Source organism: Propionicicella superfundia DSM 22317 (assembly GCF_000423465.1).
GTDB lineage: Bacteria > Actinomycetota > Actinomycetes > Propionibacteriales > Propionibacteriaceae > Propionicicella > Propionicicella superfundia.
In genome coordinates, this window is record NZ_KE384023.1 from 68,790 (window position 1) to 88,194 (window position 19,405).

Annotated in this window: 20 protein-coding genes; 14 read left to right on the plus strand and 6 right to left on the minus strand. The window is 68.2% G+C overall.

What is annotated here, in order from left to right; all coding sequences use genetic code 11:
* The first annotated feature begins 82 nt into the window (after positions 1-82).
* The 7 genes from G555_RS23165 (at position 83) to G555_RS0116035 (ending at position 7,059) form a co-directional block, all read left to right on the plus strand.
* Complete coding sequence (locus tag G555_RS23165) at positions 83-1,168, plus strand: patatin-like phospholipase family protein (RefSeq protein WP_028709625.1); 1,086 nt, start codon at positions 83-85, stop codon at positions 1,166-1,168.
* A gap of 108 nt (positions 1,169-1,276) precedes the next feature.
* Positions 1,277-2,014 (plus strand): DNA alkylation repair protein, encoded by a 738-nt coding sequence (locus G555_RS0116010; protein ID WP_036923523.1) that lies wholly within the window; start codon positions 1,277-1,279, stop codon positions 2,012-2,014.
* A gap of 169 nt (positions 2,015-2,183) precedes the next feature.
* The gene (locus G555_RS0116015; protein WP_028709627.1) at positions 2,184-3,671 is read left to right on the plus strand and encodes a methylmalonyl-CoA carboxytransferase subunit 5S; all 1,488 of its coding nucleotides are present in this window, start codon (positions 2,184-2,186) and stop codon (positions 3,669-3,671) included.
* A gap of 10 nt (positions 3,672-3,681) precedes the next feature.
* A complete protein-coding gene (locus tag G555_RS0116020) occupies positions 3,682-5,238 on the plus strand; it encodes an acyl-CoA carboxylase subunit beta (RefSeq protein WP_028709628.1) in 1,557 nt (518 codons plus the stop codon).
* A gap of 6 nt (positions 5,239-5,244) precedes the next feature.
* Entirely contained in the window at positions 5,245-5,496 is a 252-nt protein-coding gene (locus G555_RS0116025) for a hypothetical protein (RefSeq protein WP_051209472.1), read from the plus strand.
* An 18-nt stretch (positions 5,497-5,514) separates the two neighbouring features.
* The gene (locus G555_RS0116030; RefSeq protein ID WP_028709630.1) at positions 5,515-5,877 is read left to right on the plus strand and encodes a biotin/lipoyl-containing protein; all 363 of its coding nucleotides are present in this window, start codon (positions 5,515-5,517) and stop codon (positions 5,875-5,877) included.
* 432 nt (positions 5,878-6,309) lie between these two features.
* A complete protein-coding gene (locus tag G555_RS0116035) occupies positions 6,310-7,059 on the plus strand; it encodes a phosphoglyceromutase (protein WP_028709631.1) in 750 nt (249 codons plus the stop codon).
* Positions 7,060-7,198: 139 nt separating this feature from the next.
* On the opposite strand, the gene G555_RS0116040 is transcribed toward G555_RS0116035, so the two are convergent.
* Entirely contained in the window at positions 7,199-7,567 is a 369-nt protein-coding gene (locus G555_RS0116040; RefSeq protein ID WP_028709632.1) for a GNAT family N-acetyltransferase, read from the minus strand.
* A gap of 469 nt (positions 7,568-8,036) precedes the next feature.
* On the opposite strand from G555_RS0116040, the gene G555_RS0116045 reads away from it, so the two are divergent.
* Positions 8,037-8,411 (plus strand): YbjQ family protein, encoded by a 375-nt coding sequence (locus tag G555_RS0116045; protein WP_028709633.1) that lies wholly within the window; start codon positions 8,037-8,039, stop codon positions 8,409-8,411.
* A 753-nt stretch (positions 8,412-9,164) separates the two neighbouring features.
* On the opposite strand, the gene phoU is transcribed toward G555_RS0116045, so the two are convergent.
* On the minus strand, positions 9,165-9,830 hold the full coding sequence (phoU, locus tag G555_RS0116050; RefSeq protein ID WP_028709634.1) for a phosphate signaling complex protein PhoU: 666 nt from the start codon (positions 9,828-9,830) through the stop codon (positions 9,165-9,167).
* A gap of 199 nt (positions 9,831-10,029) precedes the next feature.
* Here phoU and G555_RS20730 point away from each other — a divergent pair, with 199 nt between their 5' ends.
* The 3 genes from G555_RS20730 to G555_RS0116065 all read left to right on the plus strand — a co-directional run bounded on the left by G555_RS20730 (position 10,030) and on the right by G555_RS0116065 (position 12,923).
* Positions 10,030-11,151: a sensor histidine kinase gene (locus tag G555_RS20730; RefSeq protein ID WP_051209474.1), complete on the plus strand. Its 1,122-nt coding sequence runs from the start codon at positions 10,030-10,032 to the stop codon at positions 11,149-11,151.
* Complete coding sequence (locus G555_RS0116060; RefSeq protein ID WP_028709635.1) at positions 11,148-11,825, plus strand: response regulator transcription factor; 678 nt, start codon at positions 11,148-11,150, stop codon at positions 11,823-11,825. Before G555_RS20730 ends, G555_RS0116060 begins: the two co-directional genes overlap by 4 nt.
* Positions 11,826-11,963: 138 nt before the next feature.
* A complete protein-coding gene (locus G555_RS0116065; protein ID WP_028709636.1) occupies positions 11,964-12,923 on the plus strand; it encodes a ribose-phosphate diphosphokinase in 960 nt (319 codons plus the stop codon).
* 27 nt (positions 12,924-12,950) lie between these two features.
* On the opposite strand, the gene G555_RS0116070 is transcribed toward G555_RS0116065, so the two are convergent.
* Positions 12,951-13,493 (minus strand): hypothetical protein, encoded by a 543-nt coding sequence (locus G555_RS0116070; RefSeq protein WP_028709637.1) that lies wholly within the window; start codon positions 13,491-13,493, stop codon positions 12,951-12,953.
* Positions 13,494-13,637: 144 nt separating this feature from the next.
* On the opposite strand from G555_RS0116070, the gene G555_RS0116075 reads away from it, so the two are divergent.
* The gene (locus G555_RS0116075) at positions 13,638-14,123 is read left to right on the plus strand and encodes a CarD family transcriptional regulator (protein WP_028709638.1); all 486 of its coding nucleotides are present in this window, start codon (positions 13,638-13,640) and stop codon (positions 14,121-14,123) included.
* A gap of 110 nt (positions 14,124-14,233) precedes the next feature.
* Here the strand turns inward: G555_RS0116075 and ispF are convergent, their stop codons facing one another.
* Genes ispF through G555_RS0116090 form a run of 3 tightly spaced genes read right to left on the minus strand, consistent with a single transcriptional unit; the run spans position 14,234 to position 16,188 of the window.
* A complete protein-coding gene (gene ispF / locus G555_RS0116080) occupies positions 14,234-14,713 on the minus strand; it encodes a 2-C-methyl-D-erythritol 2,4-cyclodiphosphate synthase (protein WP_036923526.1) in 480 nt (159 codons plus the stop codon).
* A complete protein-coding gene (gene ispD, locus G555_RS0116085; protein ID WP_036923528.1) occupies positions 14,703-15,458 on the minus strand; it encodes a 2-C-methyl-D-erythritol 4-phosphate cytidylyltransferase in 756 nt (251 codons plus the stop codon). Before ispD ends, ispF begins: the two co-directional genes overlap by 11 nt.
* 10 nt (positions 15,459-15,468) lie before the next feature.
* Complete coding sequence (locus G555_RS0116090) at positions 15,469-16,188, minus strand: triose-phosphate isomerase (RefSeq protein WP_051209476.1); 720 nt, start codon at positions 16,186-16,188, stop codon at positions 15,469-15,471.
* Between the two features lie 222 nt (positions 16,189-16,410).
* On the opposite strand from G555_RS0116090, the gene G555_RS0116095 reads away from it, so the two are divergent.
* Positions 16,411-18,438, plus strand: a complete 2,028-nt coding sequence (locus tag G555_RS0116095; RefSeq protein WP_028709642.1) for a glucose PTS transporter subunit IIA — start codon at positions 16,411-16,413, stop codon at positions 18,436-18,438.
* 47 nt (positions 18,439-18,485) lie between these two features.
* A complete protein-coding gene (locus tag G555_RS0116100) occupies positions 18,486-19,331 on the plus strand; it encodes a PRD domain-containing protein (RefSeq protein WP_028709643.1) in 846 nt (281 codons plus the stop codon).
* The last annotated feature ends 74 nt before the right edge of the window (positions 19,332-19,405 follow it).

Genomic DNA, 19,405 nt, shown 5'->3' on the forward strand with positions numbered 1-19,405 from the left:
AGGGCGCCGGGCCCTGGACGCGGCAGGTACACCCATCGATCCGGGCGTTCGTTCGGCATCGAACGGCGCACATAATGGCCGCATGACAGGAAAGCGTGTGGCCCTGGTTCTGGGCTCGGGAGGGGCACGAGGGTACGCCCACATCGGCGCGATCCGGGCGCTCACGGAACGCGGTCACGAGATCGTCGCGGTGTCGGGCACGTCGATGGGCGCGCTGATCGGGGGCCTGCACGCCGCGGGGAAGCTGGACGACTACGTGGAATGGGTCTCGCCCCTCACGCAGCGGGACGTGCTGCGGCTCATGGACCCCTCGCCGTTCGGCGCAGGCGCGATCCGGTTGGAACGGGTGCTCTCGCGCATGTCGGAGATCCTGGACGACGCACAGATCGAGGACCTCCCGATCCCGTTCACCGCGGTCGCGACAGACCTGGGTGCGCGGCGCGAGGTGTGGTTCCAGTCGGGTCCTCTCGATGTGGCGATCCGGGCGTCCGTCGCGATTCCGGGGATGATCATGCCGATCATGGTGAACGGACGGCTGCTGGTCGACGGCGGCGTCCTCAACCCTGTCCCGGTGGAGCCGGTGATGGGCCTCGACGCCGACTACACGCTGGGTGTCATCCTCAACGGCTGGGAGCCGCAGGACTTCGGCACCGGGCCCACGATCCAGAGCGCCGCCTCGCGCCCCGCCAGCGAGTGGCTGGATCGCTTCCTCAAGGGGGCGTCGGGCATCTTCGAGGCCGAGTGGATCTCGGCGGTGCTCGCGCGGTTCGGGGGCAGGGGCCGCGACGACGAGGACGACGCCCGGGGCGTGGAGGCCGAGACGCTCGCCGCCGCCGAGGGCAAGGCCGCCGCCGAGGACAAGGCCGTCGCGGGGAGGACGGGCAAGGGGGTCGCGAAGGTGACGGCGGAGCATCCCCACCCCGCGTTCGACCCGCCGCCGTCGGGTCTGGGGATCCCCCAGGTGACCAGCATGGCGATCGACGCGATGAGCGGCCTCATCACCCGGTTCCGGCTCGCCTCCCAGCCGCCCGATCTGCTCGTGACGGTGCCGGGCAAGGCTGCGCGCACGATGGACTTCCACCGCGCCGACGAACTCATCGACCTCGGCTACCGCCTGACCGTCGACGCTCTCGACGCCGCGTTCTCCGAACCCGGCGAGCCGGGGTGACGCGGACCGCCGGCACGGCCGGGCGGTGCCTGTGCCAAGGCGTCTGCGCTGTCGGCGTGTCCATGCGCGATCCGCGGTGCTCGTGCGGCGGTAAAGTCAGCTATGCCCATGGATCCGACCGTCGCGCCGCAGACGCGGGCCGAGGAGCTTCTGACCCGGCTGCGGGCACTGGCCAATCCCGCGAACGTGGCGGGCATGGCGCGGTACGGGATCAACACGTCCGGAACGCTCGGCGTCGCCATGCCGCGGTTGCGGGAGATCGCCCGCGACTTCCGGACGTTGCGGCGGTCCAACCCCGTCCACGTCCACGAGGTCGCTGAGGCGCTGTGGGCGTCGGGTGTCCACGAGGCGCGCCTGCTGGCCGGCATCATGGACGTTCCCACGTTGGTGACGCGCGAACAGGCCGAGCGGTGGGTGGTCGACTTCGACTCGTGGGACGTGTGCGACCAGGTGACCGGCCTCTTCGCCCAGACGCCGTTCGCGGCCGACCTGGCGACCTCGTGGGCGGGTCGGCGGGCCGACTTCGTGAAGAGGGCAGGGTTCGTCGTCGTCTGCCATCTCGCGGTGCACGACAAGCAGGCATCCGATGAGGCGATGATCTCCTTCCTGCCGCTGGTGGAGCGCGAGGCGTCCGATGCGCGCCCGTATGTCAAGAAGGGCGTGAACTGGGCGCTGCGGCAGATCGGGAAGCGCTCGCCGGGCTGCCACGCCGCAGCGGTGGCCACCGCCGAGCGCATCCTCGACGAACAGGCCGGCTCGCCCAGCGCCCGGTGGATCGCGCGCGACGCGCTCCGGGAACTGCGCGCAGCCGCCGTCGTCGAACGTTTCCCGGCCACCGACGACTAGCCACGGGTCATCGGCGGGGGTCGGATCGCTGGATCGGACCGCCTCGTCGCGGCCTCGGGAACGCTGATCCCCACCGTCATGAGCGCCTTGCCTTTGACCGCCCGGTGCACCTTTGCCCACTTGCCCCTAAGGGCTGCCGGGAACTGGTCGTCATGACAGGATGGAGACCATGAGTCAGCGAACCATTGGTGTAACTGAAGTCGCACTGCGGGACGCCCACCAGAGCCTGATGGCCACTCGAATGGCCCTCGAAGACATGGTCGATGCCTGCGCGGACATCGATGCTGCAGGTTACTGGAGTGTGGAGTGCTGGGGCGGCGCGACGTTCGATTCGTGTATCCGATTCCTTAACGAAGATCCGTGGGAACGGCTGCGCACGTTCCGCGAGTTGATGCCCAACACGCGCCTGCAGATGCTGCTGCGCGGCCAGAACCTGCTCGGCTACCGTCACTACCAGGACATGGTGGTCGACAAGTTCGTGGAGAAGTCGGCCGAATACGGCATGGACGTCTTCCGCGTCTTCGACGCCCTGAACGATCCCCGCAACCTCGAACACGCCATGGCGGCGGTGAAGCGGGCCGGGAAGCATGCGCAGGGCACCATCTGCTACACGATCAGCCCCCTTCACACGGTTGAGGGCTATGTGAAGCTGGCCGGGACGCTGCTGGACATGGGCGCCGACTCCATCGCCCTCAAGGACATGGCGGCGCTGCTGCAACCGCAGCCGGCCTACGACATCATCCGCGGCATCAAAGAGGCCTACGGCGACGACGTCCAGATCAACGTCCACTGCCACTCCACGACCGGCGTGACCCTGGTGTCGCTGCAGAAGGCCATCGAGGCCGGCGCCGATGTCGTCGACACGGCGATCTCGTCGATGTCGCTCGGCCCGGGCCACAACCCGACCGAGTCCCTGGTCGCGATGCTGGAGGGCACGCCGTACAAGACCGAGCTCGACATGGACCGGCTCATCAAGATCCGCGACCATTTCTCCACGGTCCGCCCGAAGTACGCGGCGTTCGAGTCGGCCACGCTGGTCGACACCGACATCTTCAGCTCCCAGATCCCCGGCGGCATGCTCTCGAACATGGAGAGCCAGCTCAAGGCGCAGGGTGCGGGCGACCGGATCAAGGAAGTGATGGAGGAGGTGCCGAGGGTCAAGGCGGCCGCGGGGCACCCGCCGCTCGTCACGCCGTCGTCCCAGATCGTCGGCACGCAGGCCGTGTTCAACGTGCTGATGGGCGAGTACAAGGTGCTCACCGGCGAGTTCGCCGACCTCATGCTCGGCTACTACGGCGAGTGCATCGGCCCGCGCGACCCCGAGGTCATCGAGATCGCACGGCAGCAGGCCAAGAAGGAGCCGATCACGGGCCGTCCCGCCGACTACCTCGAACCCGAGTGGGACAAGCTCGTGGCGGATTCGGAGGCGCTCGAGGGCTCCAACGGCACCGAGGAGGACACCCTCACCAACGCCATGTTCCCCGGCGTCGCCCCGAACTTCTTCAAGACCCGCGACGAGGGCCCGAAGAGCGTCGGCAAGACGCAAGCCCAACTCGATGCCGAGCGGAACGCCGCCGACACCGCGGTCGCCGGACCTATCCAGTACCGGGTGAGCCTTGGTGGACGCGAGCACTCCGTCGTCGTCGAGCGGGCCTGAGGGGGAATCCATGACCAAGGCCCACACGATCGAGGAACGGCTCGACCACCTCGTCGACGAGCGTGAGCGGATGGAGGAGGGCGGCGGCGAGAAGCGGCTCGCGAAACAGCGCGAGAAGGGCAAGATGACGGCGCGCGAGCGCATCGACGCCCTGCTCGACCCCGACACCTTCCAGGAGGTCGGCCTCTTCCGCAAGCACCGCACCACCACGTTCGGACTGGACAAGGCCGAGATGCCGGCGGACGGCGTCGTGACCGGATCGGGCGCCGTCTTCGGCCGCCCGGTGCACCTGGCCAGCCAGGACTTCACGGTCGCGGGCGGATCGGCCGGGGAGACCCACTCCGACAAGGTCGTCGAGATGATGCAGGCGTCGCTCAAGACGGGCACGCCCTTCGTCTTCATCAACGACTCGGGCGGTGCTCGCGTGCAGGAGGGAATCGACTCCCTCTCCGGGTACGGCAAGGTCTTCTACAACAATGTGCTGCTCAGCGGCTCGGTGCCGCAGATCTCGATCATCTCCGGCCCGTGCGCCGGAGGGGCGGCCTACTCGCCGGCGCTGACGGACTTCATCATCCAGACCCGCAAGGCCCACATGTTCATCACGGGGCCGAGCGTCATCCAGCAGGTGACCGGTGAGGTCGTGACTCAGGACGCGCTCGGCGGCGCCGATGCGCACATGACCCAGTCGGGCGTCATCCACTTCGTGGCCGACGACGATTCGCAGGCCATCCTCATCGCGCAGAAGCTGCTCAGCTTCCTGCCGCAGAACAACACCGAGGATCCGCCGATCGTCAACCCCGATCCGGTGGTGGAGCCCGACGAGTCGCTGCGCGACATCGTCCCGGTCGACGGCAAGAAGGGCTACGACGTCCGGGAGGTCATCTCGCGGCTGGTCGATCATGGCGACTTCCTCGAGGTGCAGGCGGGGTACGCGCAGAACCTGGTGGTGGGCTTCGCCCGCGTCGTCGGCCGGACGGTCGGTGTGCTGGCCAGCCAGCCGCAGGTGATGTCCGGTGTGCTCGACATCAACGCGTCCGACAAGGGTGCGCGGTTCATCCGCTTCTGCAACGCCTTCAACATCCCGCTGCTGAACCTCGTGGACGTCCCCGGCTTCCTGCCGGGCGTCGCCCAGGAGCACGGCGGCATCATCCGGCACGGCGCGAAGATGCTGTTCGCGTATTCGGCCGCGACGGTGCCGAAGGTGACGGTGGTGCTTCGCAAGGCCTACGGCGGCGCGTACATCGCGATGTGCTGCAAGGATCTGGGTGCCGATGCCGTGTTCGCGTGGCCGACGGCCGAGATCGCGGTCATGGGTGCCGAGGGTGCGGCCAACGTGGTCTTCCGCAAGGAGATCGAGAAGGCCGACGATCCGGATGCCCGGCGTGCGGAGCTGGTCGAGGAGTACCGCGAGACGTTCTCGACGCCGTTCATGGCGGCTTCCCGAGGGCTGGTCGACGACATCATCGACCCCGCCGACACGCGTCGCGAGATTGCGATGGCGTTCGAACTGTTGATCAACAAGCGCGAGCTGCGGCCGGCCAAGAAGCACGGCAACATGCCCGTCTGAGGTGGGGTGACGATGTCCGAAGAAGAACTCAAGGCACAGCTCACGGCGCTGACCAAGAGGATCGCGCAGCTCGAGAAGCAGGTCGCGTCCCTCAGCAAGGAGATCCCTGAGGATCACATCGTGGCGATCGCCGCCGCGGTGGCCGGCTATCTCGGCCATCGCGCGAAGATCCGCGCGGTGCGGTTCAGCTCGACGCGTGGCTGGGTCACCGGCACGCGCCGGGCGCAGCAGGAACATCAACCTATGCATCTGCGCTGACCGGGAAGGAAACCCAAGATGAAGCTCAAGGTGACCGTCAACGGGACGGCGTACGAGATCGATGTCGAGGTCGAGGAGGAGGAGCGCAGCCCGCTGGGCGCCATCGTGTTCGGTGGTCCGGGTGCGGCGCCGACCGCTCCGACGACGGCCTCCGTTCAGGCGGCGAGTGCGAGCGCGGTCGTGGCCCCGCTGGCCGGGTCCGTGTTCAAGATCCTCGTCGAGGAAGGCGAGGAGATCACGGCGGGCCAGGTGCTCGTCGTCCTCGAGGCCATGAAGATGGAGACCGAGATCACTGCTCCGTACGCGGGCAAGGTCGCGAAGATCCTCGTGGGCGTCGGCGACCCGGTCCAGGGTGGGCAGGGGCTCGTCGAGCTGGCCTGATCGAGCCGTCGCCGGCACGGCGACGAAGCTGACGCGAATGCCGTCCGCACCTCGGTGCGGGCGGCATTCGTTGTCGATCGGTCCTTGAGCAGCCCATCCCGGTCCTTGAGCAGCCCATCCCGGTCCTTGAGCTTGTCGAAAGGACATGGTGTGGTGCCGGTGGTTTCGACAGGCTCAACCACCGGATCCTGGTGCTCAACCACCGGATCCTGGTGCTCAACTACCGGTCCTTGAGCTCGCCACCGGTCCTTGAGCCCGCCACCGGTCTTTGAGCTCGCCACCGGTCCTTGAGCAGCCCATCCCGGTCCTTGAGCTTGTCGAAAGGACCTTGCCGATTCTCCCGTGCAGGCGCCGAAGTCGCGCGGTTCCGCACGAGTGTCCGAGGTCACTCACCGGGCAACGTCCGGCAGCGGTGGACAGTAGGCTGCCGACATGACGTCGAAACTGATTCTGCTTCGCCACGGCGAAAGCGAATGGAACGCCAAGAACCTGTTCACCGGCTGGGTGGACGTCGACATCAACGAGAAAGGCATCGCCGAGGCCAAGAAGGGCGCGACGCTGCTGGCCGAGAACGGGCTGCTCCCGGATGTCCTGCACACGTCGGTGCTGCGGCGAGCCATCCACACTGCGTACCTCGCCCTGGACGGCTGCGATCGGCATTGGATCCCCGTGCGCCGCTCGTGGCGGCTCAACGAGCGCCATTACGGCAAGCTGCAGGGGCTCAACAAATCCGAGATCCGCGATCAGTTCGGCGAGGAGCAGTTCATGCTGTGGCGCCGCTCGTACGACACCCCGCCGCCGCCCATCGACATCGACAACGAGTTCTCGCAGTTCCGCGACCCGCGGTACGCGTCGCTGCCGACCGAGGTCCGGCCGCTGACCGAGTGCCTCGCCGACGTCGTCGTGCGGATGCTGCCCTACTGGTACGACGCGATCGTCCCCGACCTGCGCGACGGCAAACTGGTGCTCGTCACCGCCCACGGCAACTCTCTGCGGGCGCTCGTCAAGCACCTGGACGGGATCTCCGATGAGGACATCTCCGGTCTGAACATCCCGACCGGCATCCCGCTGCTGTACGAGCTGGACGACGACCAGAAGGTCCTCAACCCCGGTGGCCGGTACCTCGACCCCGACGCCGCGGCGGCGGCGATCGAAGCCGTCAAGAACCAGGGCAAGAAGTAGTCCTGCAGCACCGACGGGGATGCGGAGCGAGATCGTGCTGTTCCGCATCCCCGCACCACCCTTTCGAGGGGTGTGCGCTCACTTCTCGGCCTCGGCGGACGGCTCGTGCGACGCAGCTCCGGGGGTGGCGCGAGGCGGATCATGCCAGGGGCGTTGCGGTGTGGTCGTCGAGGCGCAGAATCAGTGCGCCCTCCAGGGGCGCTTCGGGCGCGGCGATGAAGCCGAGCCGCTGGTACAGGCGTCCGGCCGGGTTTCCGTCCTCGACGCTCAACGTGATCGCGCCGAGTGAGCCCGCGCGAGAGACGTCGATGGCATGCGAGAGGAGGTACCCGAAGTCGCCACGCTCGGGAACCAACCCGGTGTAGTGCGCGAGCCCGGGCTCGCCCAGCACGTCAGCCATCGAGAAGCGCCCTTCACCCCAGTTCAGATTCAGAAGGGTCGCTTCGCGCAGGATCGGTGAGTCCATGGGGCTCAGCGCGCGCATCATCGGGGAGTCGCGCCGAAACATGATGGTTCACCTCGGGTCGTGCCGGCGGAGAGACGTTCGCGTGCAGCGTCGCCGGGTCCAAGACACGGTGGGCCCCTCTACGAAGGACCGGTTCCGACGCCGGGGCACAAGGCTGCTGATCGGACGGGGTCCCTTTGGCCGGTTGACCGCCGGTTTGTCGGGGCATCGGGCCGGTTGTCGGAGTCGGTGCGGCCTCCCCCGCCAGGTTGCACGGGGTATGCGGCCCGGATTCGGCGTCGTATGCCGTGCAAGGTGGCGGTGACTTCTCGCGGGCTGCGGCATCGCAGCCGGTATGCCTCGCAACCTGGCGGTCCGGGTCCGGTCCGGGGCGTGCGGACGTCTCTGATCCCCGCTGAGCCTCACGTGTGTCCTGCGGTCGGGGAGGCGGGCGTGAGGGACAGGTCTGGCCCCGACCGGGTCGCCATTCGCCCGACGCCGCGGGTTCTCGGCGTCCGCTTACACTCGCCTCATGCTGATCGTCACGACGAACGACATCCCGGGATTCCGCATCGAGTCCGTCCTGGGCGAGGTGATGGGCATGACGGTGCGCAGCGCACACTTCGGGGCCAACTTCACCGCCGGCTTCCGGGCGCTCGGCGGGGGCGAGATCACCGAGTACACCAAGCTCGTCTACGAGTCCCGCAACGAGGTCATGAACCGGATGTGGCAGGAGGCCGTGAACCGCGGCGCGAACGCGATCGTGGCCTGTCGGTTCGACACCGGCGACATCGCGAGCACCTTCACCGAGATCTGCGCGTACGGCACCGCGGTCGTCGTGCGCCCGCTCGCGCAGGGCGAGCCGGGCGCGACGTCCCAGTCCATCGCGGAGGCAGCGCAACGCTGATCCACGGCGGTTCCTGAGCCTCGACGGTCGGTCCTTGAGCCTGTCGGAAGGGTCCTTGAGCTTGTCGAAAGGCTCCTTGATCCTGTCGAAAGGCTCCTTGAGCTTGTCGGAAGGGTCCTTGAGCTTGTCGAAAGGGCTGTGAGCCGTCGCGGTGGCTTCGGCAGGCTCAATCACCGGGCCCCAAGTCGGTCCTTGAGCTTGTCGAAAGGACGTTGTCGTCGCGGTGGCTTCGACAAGCTCAACCACCGGGCCCCAAGTCGGTCCTTGAGCTTGTCGAAAGGGTCCTTGAGCTTGTCGAAAGGACGTTGTCGTCGCGGTGGCTTCGACAGGCTCAACCACCGGACCCCAAGTCGGTCCTTGAGCCTGTCGAAAGGGGTCCTTGAGCTTGTCGAAAGGACGTTGTCGTCGCGGTGGCTTCGGCAAGCTCAACCACCGGGCCCCAAGTCGGTCCTTGAGCCTGTCGAAAGGGCGTTGCCGTCGCGGTGGCTTCGGCAGGCTCAACCACCGGGCCCCAAGTCGGTCCTTGAGCTTGTCGAGAGGGGTCCTTGAGCTTGTCGAAAGGACGTTGAGCCGTCGCGGTGGCTTCGGCAGGCTCAACCACCGGGCCCCAAGTCGGTCCTTGAGCTTGTCGAAAGGGGTCCTTGAGCTTGTCGAAAGGACGTTGAGCCGTCGCGGTGGCTTCGGCAGGCTCAACCACCGGGCCCGAGCTCAACCGCCAAGCCCGATCTCAACCACCCGGTTCAGTGACGGTGTTCAGGCGATCGTCCAGTGCTCGCCCTCGGGCTGCGTGCCGGTGACGATGTAGATCACCCGGCGCGCCATGAGGACGGCGTGGTCGGCGATCCGCTCGTAGTACCGGCCGAGCAGCGCCACGTCGACGGCGGCCTCGATCGAGTGCGGCCACTCGCCGTCCAGCATCACCCGGAAGTGAAGACGACGCAGTTCGTCCATCTCCTCGTCACTGTCGGCGAGGCTCTCGGCGTCCCGGACGTCGCGTTCGCTCAGCGTGCGTCCGGCGGTCGTGACCATCTCCTCGGCGACGGTCGCCATGCGCCGGAAGTTCTGCGTGAGGCTCTCGGGGACGGCGTGCTCGGGGTACCTCATCCGTGCGATCTTGGCGATGTGCGCGGCGAGGTCGCCCATCCGCGACAGGTCGCCGACCATGCGGATGGCAGCGACGACGATCCGCAGTTCTCCGGCCACAGGCGCTTGGCGGGCGAGGAGGCTGAAGCACCGCGTCTCCAGGTCGTCGGCCATCGCGTCGACCTCGTCGTCGTCGGAGATGCACTGCTCGGCGACGGTGAGGTCTGCACTGAGCAGGGCCTGGGTGGCGGCCATGAGGGCGCCCCGCACCCGTTCGCTCATCGCGACGAGGTCGTTGACGACCGTGTTGAGTTCGTCGTGGTAGGTCTCTCGCATCTCGCTCCACTTCTCTGCCCGGCTGCTTCGCCGCACGCTGCGTTGCGCAAAGCCTGCCCGGCCACCGTAGCGTCCCGGCCGTCATCCGCCCAAGGCTCGTTGAACCCCTGGTGAACTGTGCATGAACATCGGCCGGGCGCCGACGCCGGGGATGAACCAACGATCACCTGGCCCGCTCCGGTCCACTTAAGATCGGGCTGTGGATCCGATCGCGGCGAGTGTCCTGGCACTGTTCGCAGGGTTGGCGATCGGCGCCGGAGGCTCGTGGCTGGCCCGGCGCCGGGCCGCGGAACAGACGGACGTCCCTGTCGCACCCTCGATCGCGGACCTGGTGCCGCTCCTGGAGTCCGCAGTCCTGTGGGTGGGGGAGCATGACGAGATCCTGTCGGCCAGCCCGCGCGCCGTCTCGCTCGGCGTCGCTCAGGGAACGCGGGTCGGCAGCGCGCCCCTGCTGGAGGCGGTCCGCGAGGCACGCAGGACCGGCATCGCGACGGAGGTCCAGGTCAGTCTCAGCCGTGGTCTGGGAGTGTCTGTGGACCTGCTCGCCCACGTCAGCCCCGCCGCCGATCAGTCCGTGTTCGTCGTCGCCGTCGACAAGGCGCAGGAGGAGCGGGTGATGGTCGCGGTGCACGACTTCGTCGCCAACACCAGCCACGAGCTGAAGACGCCCGTCGGCGCGATCGCGCTGCTCGCCGAGGCGCTGTCCCAGGAGCCGACAGATGCCGCGATGGTCGAGCGATTCTCGGGGAGGATCCTGACCGAGACGACACGCCTCACCGAACTGGTCTCTCAACTCATCGCCTTGTCCCGGCTCCAGTCCGCCGATCCGATGCTCAGCGCCACGGACGTCCGGGTCGGTGATCTCGTCGGTGCGGTCCTGGCGCGGTTCGGCACCCTCGCCGGGCAGTGCGGGGTCCAGATCGCCAGGGCCGGGGACCTCGATCTCGTGATCCACGGCGACCGCGAACAGTTGGAGACGGCCTTGGCGAATCTCGTCCACAACGCCATCGCCTATTCGTCCGACCATGCCCGGGTCACGGTGAGCGTCCGCACGGCGGTCCGCGACGGGACCGATGTCGTGGAGCTCGCCGTCACCGACAACGGCATCGGCATCGCCGACGACGAACAGGAGCGGGTCTTCGAGCGGTTCTACCGGGTCGACTACGCCCGGTCCCGGGACAGCGGCGGCACCGGTCTCGGGCTGCCCATCGTCCGGCACATCGCCCAGGCACACGGCGGCGACGTGACACTGTGGAGCCAGGTCGGCAGAGGCTCCACCTTCACCATCAGGATCCCGACGCACGGAAAGGGAGGCGCGTGACGCGCGTACTGATCATCGAGGACGAGGAGTCCTACCGCGAGGCGACCGCCTACATGCTGCGCCGTGAGGGCTACGAGGTGCTGGAGGCGGCGACCGGACCGGCCGGACTGGAGGCCTTCGAGCAGTCCGGAACCGACATCGTCCTGCTCGACCTCATGCTCCCGGGAATGGCGGGCTCGGAGGTGTGCCGCCGGATGCGGCAGCACTCGAACGTGCCCATCATCATGGTGACCGCTCGCGACAGCGAGGTGGACAAGGTGGTCGGGCTGGAGATCGGCGCGGACGACTACGTCACGAAACCGTTCAGCCACCGAGAGCTGGTCGCCCGCATCAGGGCGGTGCTGCGCCGTGGCCAGGACGTCGACCTCGTCCCCGACATCGTCGAGGCCGGAGGCGTTCGCCTGGATGTGGAGCGGCACGAGGTCACGGTTGCGGGGAGTCCGGTGAGGCTGGCGCTCAAGGAGTTCGAGTTGCTCGAACTGCTCCTGCGCAACGCCGGTCGCGTTCTGACGCGCGGCCAGCTCATCGACCGGATCTGGGGCTCGGACTATGTGGGCGACACCAAGACCTTGGACGTCCACGTCAAGCGGCTCCGGGCGAAGATCGAGGCCGACCCGGCCCATCCGAAGTTGCTCGTGACGGTGCGCGGGCTCGGGTACAAGTTCGACGCCTGACCCCGGCTCGCCGCGAGACGCGGGCGGCGGGGTCGAACCGCCTCGCGGCGCGAGGCACGTGCTCGGGAGGCGGGCGGGGGCGTCCACGGAGGCCCCCGCGGTGCGGACCCCGCGGCGGCGGCGCTAGCCTATTCGGACGTGAGCGATATCGCCGTCTTCAGCGGGTCCGCCGACCCGGATTTCGCGCAGGAGATGTGCGACCTTCTCGGGGTCTCCCTCTCGCCGCACCGCACGACGCGTTTCAGCAACGACTGCCTGCAGGTGCAGTTGCGGGCGAATTGCCGCCGGCGCGACGTGTACATCGTCCAGCCGCTGGTCCCGCCGGTGCAGGAGAACCTCATGGAGCTCCTCCTCATGTTGGACGCGGCGCGCGGCGCCTCGGCGTCCCATGTCAACGCGGTCATTCCGCACTTCTCGTACGCGCGTTCCGACAAGAAGGACGCGCCGCGGATCTCGATCGGCGCCAAGCTCGTCGCCGACCTGCTGGCCGCCGCCGGTGCGACCCGTGTCGTGACGATGGCGCTGCACACCCAGCAGGTGCACGGGTTCTTCAGCGTTCCGGTCGATCATCTGACCGCCATCGGCGTCCTCGCCGGGCACTTCCGCGACCGCGATCTGTCCCGCACAGTCGTCGTGTCGCCGGATTTCGGCAACGCCAAGGTCGCCGGGGACTTCGCACACCGGCTGGGCGTTCCGATGGCGGCCGGTTCGAAGCGGAGACTGTCCGACGATCGCGTGGTCATCGATGCGATCGTCGGGGATGTGCGGGGCAGGGACGTCATCGTGCTCGATGACGAGATCGCCACGGCGGGGTCGATGATGGAGCTCATCAGCCGGCTCGTCGAGGAGGACGTCGGCCGGATCTCGCTGGCCTGTACCCATGGGCTGTTCACCGGCCGGGCGGTGGAGCGGCTGACGTCCGAGCCCCGTATCGCGGAGATCGTGACGACGAACACCGTCCCGCGGCCGCCGGGATTCGACCTTCCCAACCTCGTTCAGCTCTCCGTCGCGCCGCTGTTCGCCGAGGCGGTGCGACGCATCAATTGCGGCGAGTCGGTGAGCAGTCTGTTCTCGCCCGAGAACACCTACGGCGCCTGAGGCGCCCGCAGGCGCGACAGGGGCCGCTCAGCCGCGGGTCGACGGCGTGGCGGACGTGGTCGCCGGCGGCACCGGCGTGACCGAGGAGAAGTCCTTCGCCTCGGTGTCCAGGATGAGGGTCTGCACCGTGGCGGATGCCCCCGAGGCGAACGTGAAGGTGAGCTCGGCCGAATAGCCGGCGGTGAGGTCGGGCGAGGTGACCATGATGCCCGTCGTCCCGAAGGTGAGATCGAGGACGTCGCCGGCCGGCACGGCGATCGGAGCGCCGGTGACCCTGAAGGCGGTGCCCGTGTCCCCGTCGGGGGTGAACGGGTGCCCGTCGACGGACACGAGCCTGTCGGCGGCGGGGCTCGTGACGGCGCCGGTCACACGGGCGGTGTGCTCCCCTGTCGCGACCAGGGCGATGTCGCGGATCTTCACCTGCCCGGCGTCAGTATTCACGCCCTGACCAGGGGAATCCACCTGAAGAGTCTGGACGTCGAAACCACAGCCGGCGAGTCCGAGGGAGAGCGTTGCGGCGAGCGCGATCGCGCCCGTGGCCTTGGCGAGCGGTACAATGGACGATCGCATCCGGTTACTCCTCGTGTCGGCCCGGGGTGGCCCGAGCATACACGTTGGCGGTTGTCAACCCCCAAATGGGCCTCTGGCTAGCGCAAACACTACCGAGGGTACACCCGGCGTGCTACACTGGTCGTTGGAAGGGGTCACATCAATATGACTTTTGCTGTCGGCGAAACAGTGGTCTACCCCAATCATGGGACGGCTGTCATCGAGGCTATCGAAACTCGCACGATCAAGGGTGAAGAAAGGTCTTTTCTCGTCCTGCGAATCGTCGGGCAGAGTGATTTGGTCGTTCGTGTCCCTGCGAACAACCTCGACCTTGTCGGCGTTCGCGACGTTGTCGACGCCGACGGTCTGGAGCGAGTCTTCAACGTCCTTCGCGCGCCGCACACCGAGGAGCCCGCGAACTGGTCGCGCCGGTACAAGGCGAACCTGGAGAAGCTGCACTCGGGCAACGTGATGAAGGTCGCCGAGGTCGTGCGCGATCTGTCGCGCCGCGAGCGCGAGCGCGGCCTGTCGGCGGGCGAGAAGCGCATGCTCGCGAAGGCCCGTCAGATCCTCGTCTCCGAGCTGGCGCTGGCGGAGCGGGTCGAGGAGGAGCGCGCCGAGGTGCTGCTCGACGAGGTCCTCGCCAGTTGAACTGACGCCTCCGACGCCGCCACGACCGAAGGCGGCAACGCGGTCTTGATCGTGCGATCCCGGGCGTGACGCGTGTCGTCACGATCCCGGGATCGGTCGCGACGGTCAGGTCACCGTTCGGTGATCAGCGCGGTCGCCACCGCCGCCACACCCTCGCCTCTGCCCGTGAGCCCGAGGCCGTCGGCGGTCGTGGCGCTCAGGGTCACGCGGGCGCGCAGAGCGTCCCCCAGCACCTGCTCCGCCTCCGCCCGGCGGGCCCCGAGGCGCGGGCGGTTGCCGATCACCTGGATCGCGACGTTGCCGATCTCGAACCCTGCCGCGCGGACACGCGCCGCCGCCTCCGCGAGGAACACGACGCCGTGCGCATCGGCCCATCGTGGCTCGGACGTTCCGAAGTTGCTGCCCATGTCGCCGAGGCCCGCCGCGGAGAAGAGCGCGTCGCAGGCGGCGTGCGCGGCCACGTCCCCGTCGGAGTGTCCCCGGAGTCCGCACGGCTCCGCGGGGAAATGGAGCCCGGCGAGCCACATGGGGACGCCTGCGGCGAGGGCGTGGACGTCGGTGCCGATCCCGACACGCAGGTCACTCGCCATGGTGCACGTGCCGCAGCAGCCGGCGTCCGGAGTGGTGGCCGATGGTGTTGCGGATCTTCCACAGCGCGTTCGCGACGGTGAGGTCGGTGGGCTCGGTGATCTTCATCGCCAGGCGCGACCCTTCGATGAGCGTGACGGGGTGGCCGAGGGCTTCCGCGCAGGACACATCGTCGGTGAAGGACGTCTCCGACTCGGCGGCCGCGGCGTGCGCCTCGCAGATCACGTCGAGCGGGAAGCCCTGAGGCGTCTGGATGGCCCGCAGGCGTGAACGATCCACGACCGCGCTCGTCGCGGGGTCGTCGCCGATCATGCGAACCGAGTCCGCGAGCGTCACGACCGGGGTCACCGCCTTCGCCCCGCCTGCGACCGCGGCGATCACGTCGGCGACGACAGACGCGGGCACCATCGGGCGCACGGCGTCGTGGATCAGCACGACCTCCGTAGAGGCGAGGTGCTCGTCGGAACGGATCGCATCGAGCCCGTTGCGCACCGACTCCTGCCGGCTGGATCCGCCCATGGCGATCGTCACGGGAATCGGCGAGACGGCGAGTTCGGCAGTCAGGTGGTGAGCGGTGTCGGGATTCAGGACGACCACGGCATCGGTGCAGCCGCCGGCGGCGAGAGCCTCGATGGACAGGCCGATGAGGGCCTTCCCGGTGAGTCGGAGCGCCGGCTTGGGCGTTGAGCCGCCGTACCGGAGCCCAAGCCCCGCAGCGACGACGAGGGCGACGACGGGCTCGGGCATATTGCCGAGTTTAGCCACAGCGCTGGTCGCGGTGCTCCCGCACCGCGACGTAGAGGCTCGAGAGCACCGCGCGGCGGTCGGACGCCTCGACGATGAACGTCGTCCCTCCTGTGCCGTCGGCGCCTGAGGCGAGCGCGCGCGCCGCGTCCGCGGGACCGGAGACCCCGGCCGCCTGGATGACGAGGATCGACGGGTCGATGTCCTTGACGAGGGCGGTGGTGCGCACCGCGTAGGCGGTGTCGGTCATCGCCCCGCTGGCGATCTGCGCGGTCGGCTCGCAGATCATGATGTCGGGCCCGAGGCAGGCGACGGCGCGGCACTGGGCGTCGCTGTCGGCGCAGACGATGCTGAGCAGTCCCGCTTCACGGGCCCGGCCGATGGACGCGTCGAGATCTGCCACTGTGAGGGGGTGCTCGGCGTGGTTGAGCACCACCGCGCGTGCGCCCGCCTCGGCCAGGGACTCCGGCAGGACGTGCCCCATTCCGCGGCCGGGACGAAGCGGGTCCATGTGCTGTGCCGTCACGGTGAGGTGGGTCGTGGCCTCGGCCACCAGCCGCAGGTCGGCGTGCTGCGCCGTGAAGAGCGTGTCGATGCCGAACGCGGCTGCCAGTTCGTCGGTCAGCACGGCCAGCTCCCGGACCGCCGCCCCGGTGAGGTATGCCTTGGAGTTCACGATCAGGAAGGGCGCGCGAAAGCCGATGCGCTCCGCCTGCCGTCGTGTGGTCCCCATGGCGCCTCCTCGCGATCATCCAGGGCCACTATGCCCGGCGCGGGACGCTCTCGCCTGGGAACCGGATTCTCCACGGGGGGCTGGCGGTGGCGAAACCGGTGTGCTACCGTGCTCGCGAACGAAAGTTCACGGGATTGTTACCCCATCGAGGGGCAAGACCTGGGATGCACGAAGGTGCGTCTCAGGTCTTTTTTGTTTTCCGGAAGGAACGGAGGTCTGACAATGGAGTCCGGAACGAAACAGAACACGGCCGAACGGATCGTCGACGGCGTCGGCGGGGCCGACAACATCCTCGGGCTGACGCATTGTGCGACGCGGCTGCGCTTCGAACTGAAGGACGCATCGGGCGTCGAGCAATCGACCATCGAGGCGATCCCCGGAGTGATGGGCGCCGTGCCCCAGAGCGGGGACCGGTATCAGGTGGTCATCGGCGGAGCCGTGCAGACCACGTTCAACGAGATCGTCAACCTGCCCCAGATGCGGGGCGTGGCCACGGGGGGCAGCGACGCCGACGTGAAGGCGGCGGCACGGGCGCAGGGCCCGCGGGGCCGCTTCGCCTGGCTCGACTCGTTCTTCGAGTTCCTGTCGGACTCGTTCCGTCCGGTCCTCGGCGCCCTGCTGGGGGCGTCGCTGTTCATCACGTTCATGGCGTTGATGGCGACCCTGAAGGTGATCCCGGCCTGGAATGCGCCCGGGGTGACGCTGGAGCCGTCGTGGCAGTTCATCAACTTCTGCTGGCAGGCCGTGTTCATCTTCCTGCCGCTGATGGTGGCCTACAACGCGAGCAAGAAGGTGAACGCCGATCCGTGGATCGGGTTCGCGGTCATGGCCGTGCTCATGCTGCCGGGGTTCACCGCGCTGGGGACGTCGGCGACCGAGATGACCGTGTTCGGGTCGGCGGTGAAGGTCGTGCACATCTTCGGACTTCCCCTGACGATCTTCGACTACAGTTCGCAGGTGTTCCCGCCGCTGCTGATGGCGGGAGTGCTCGGGCCGCTGTACAAGGGCCTGAAGAAGATCATTCCCGAGAACGTGCAGCTCATCTTCGTGCCGTTCCTGTCCATGCTGATCATGATCCCGCTGACCGCGTTCGTCATCGGTCCGATCGGCGTCTACGCCGGCGCAGCGGTGTCGGGGGCGCTCAACGCGATCAACAACTTCTCGCCGTTCATCTTCGCGATCCTGATCCCGCTGCTCTACCCGTTCATGGTGCCGCTCGGACTGCACTGGCCGATCAACGCGATCATGCTGCTCAACATCCAGACGCTCGGCTACGACTTCATCCAGGGGCCGATGGGCGCGTGGAACTTCGCCTGCTTCGGCGCCACCGCCGGGGTGCTGTTCCTGTCCGTTCGCGACAAGGACGCCCAGATGAGGCAGACCGCGACGGGCGCGCTCGCCGCCGGCCTGCTGGGAGGTATCTCCGAGCCGTCCCTGTACGGCATCCATCTCCGCTTCAAGCGGATCTATCCGCGCATGCTCGTGGGCTGCTTCACCGGTGGCCTCGTCATGGGCCTGGGCAGCCTGTTCGGGCTCAAGATCAAGACCAGCGCGTTCGTGTTCACCTCCCTGCTCACCATTCCCGCCTTCGATCCGATCGGCCTGTACGCCCTCGGCGTCCTCGCGGCCTTCGTCGTGGCGATGGTGCTCGTCATCGTGTCCGACTACCGCACTCCCGAGCAGAAAGCCGAGGCTCTCGCGGCTCGTGAGCAGGCCGAGGCCGATCTGGCGCAGGCCGAGTCCGCATCCGCCCCTGTCGCGGCGGTCCCCGCAGGCGGGGTGGCCACGCTCGTCCGCACGAGTGCTCTCGTCGCACCCGTCGCCGGTCGCGTCCTGCCGCTCGCCGAGGTCGGCGACAAGGTGTTCGCCTCCAAGGCTCTGGGCGACGGCGTCGGCATCGTGCCGAGCGAAGGCCGCGTCGTGGCTCCGGTCGCCGGCGTCCTGGTGACGGTGCACAAGAGCGGCCACGCCTTCGGGATCAAGACCGACGACGGCGTGGAGGTGCTCGTCCACGTCGGGATCGACACGGTTCGGATGGGCGGCGAGGGCTTCGACGTCAAGGTGCAGAAGGGCCAGCGGGTCGAGGTCGGCGACGTGCTCGTCGAGGTCGACCTCGACGCGGTCGCGGCCGCCGGTTTCGACCCGACCACCGTGGTGGTCGTCATCAACACCAAGTCCCTGGCCGCGGTCGAGCCGCAGGCGCATGGCGAGGTTGCCCGCGGTGAGGCCATTATTGGTGTCACCCCGTGAGAGGAGCGCGCGCGTGATGCCGGACCCGAGTCGTCGCGGGACCTGACATGAGGATCGCGCGTGTCTTCAACAACAACATCGTCCTCGCGTTGGACGACGCGGATCGCGAGGTGATCCTGACCGGCCGTGGCCTGGGTTTCCAGGCCCGGCCGGGGCAGGACGTCGACGAGAACCTGGTGGCCCGGGTCTTCGTGCCGATGGACGGGCGGGATCCGGACCACCTCGCGCAGTTGCTGGCCGGCATTCCGCCCGAGCACATCCATCTGGTCGGCCGGGCACTCGCGGAGGTCGGCCTCGACACCGTCGCACGCAACCCCGCCCTCGTCATCGCGCTGGCCGATCACGTCAGCTTCGCCCTGCGCCGGGCGGCGCTCGGGAAGGACCTCGAGTACCCGCTGCTCGCCGAGGTGCAGCATCTCTACACCGAGGAGTACGCCCAGGCGGGGGCGCTTCTCACGGCGATCAACCTGCACAGCGACATTCCTCTGCCCGACAGCGAAGCGGTGGGTCTCGCGCTGCACCTGGTGAACGCGGGATTCGCGAGCGGGGACCTGTCGTACACCTACAAGATGACCGGCGTGATCCAGCAGATGGTGACGGTGATCGAGCAGTCGTTCGGCCGGACGCTCGAGACGAGCAGCGTCAGCGTCGGGCGGTTCATCACCCACCTGCGCTACCTGTTCGTCCGGATCCATCAGCACCGACAGCTCAGCGATGAGCATTCGGCCGTGGGCGCGGCGATCCGCGAGGCCTATCCCGAGGCCGCGGAATGCTCCCAGCGGCTGGCCGGGATGCTCGAGTTGCGGCTCGGGGCGTCCATCTCGGGCGACGAGGTCTCCTACCTGTCGCTCCACGTGGCCCGTGTCGTCGCCGACACGGGCGAGGAACCCTGAGCGGCGACGGTACCGACAGGGGAAACCCTGCCGTAGCTACCCTTCGGCCGGGACGCTACCGGGGGACCGGTAGC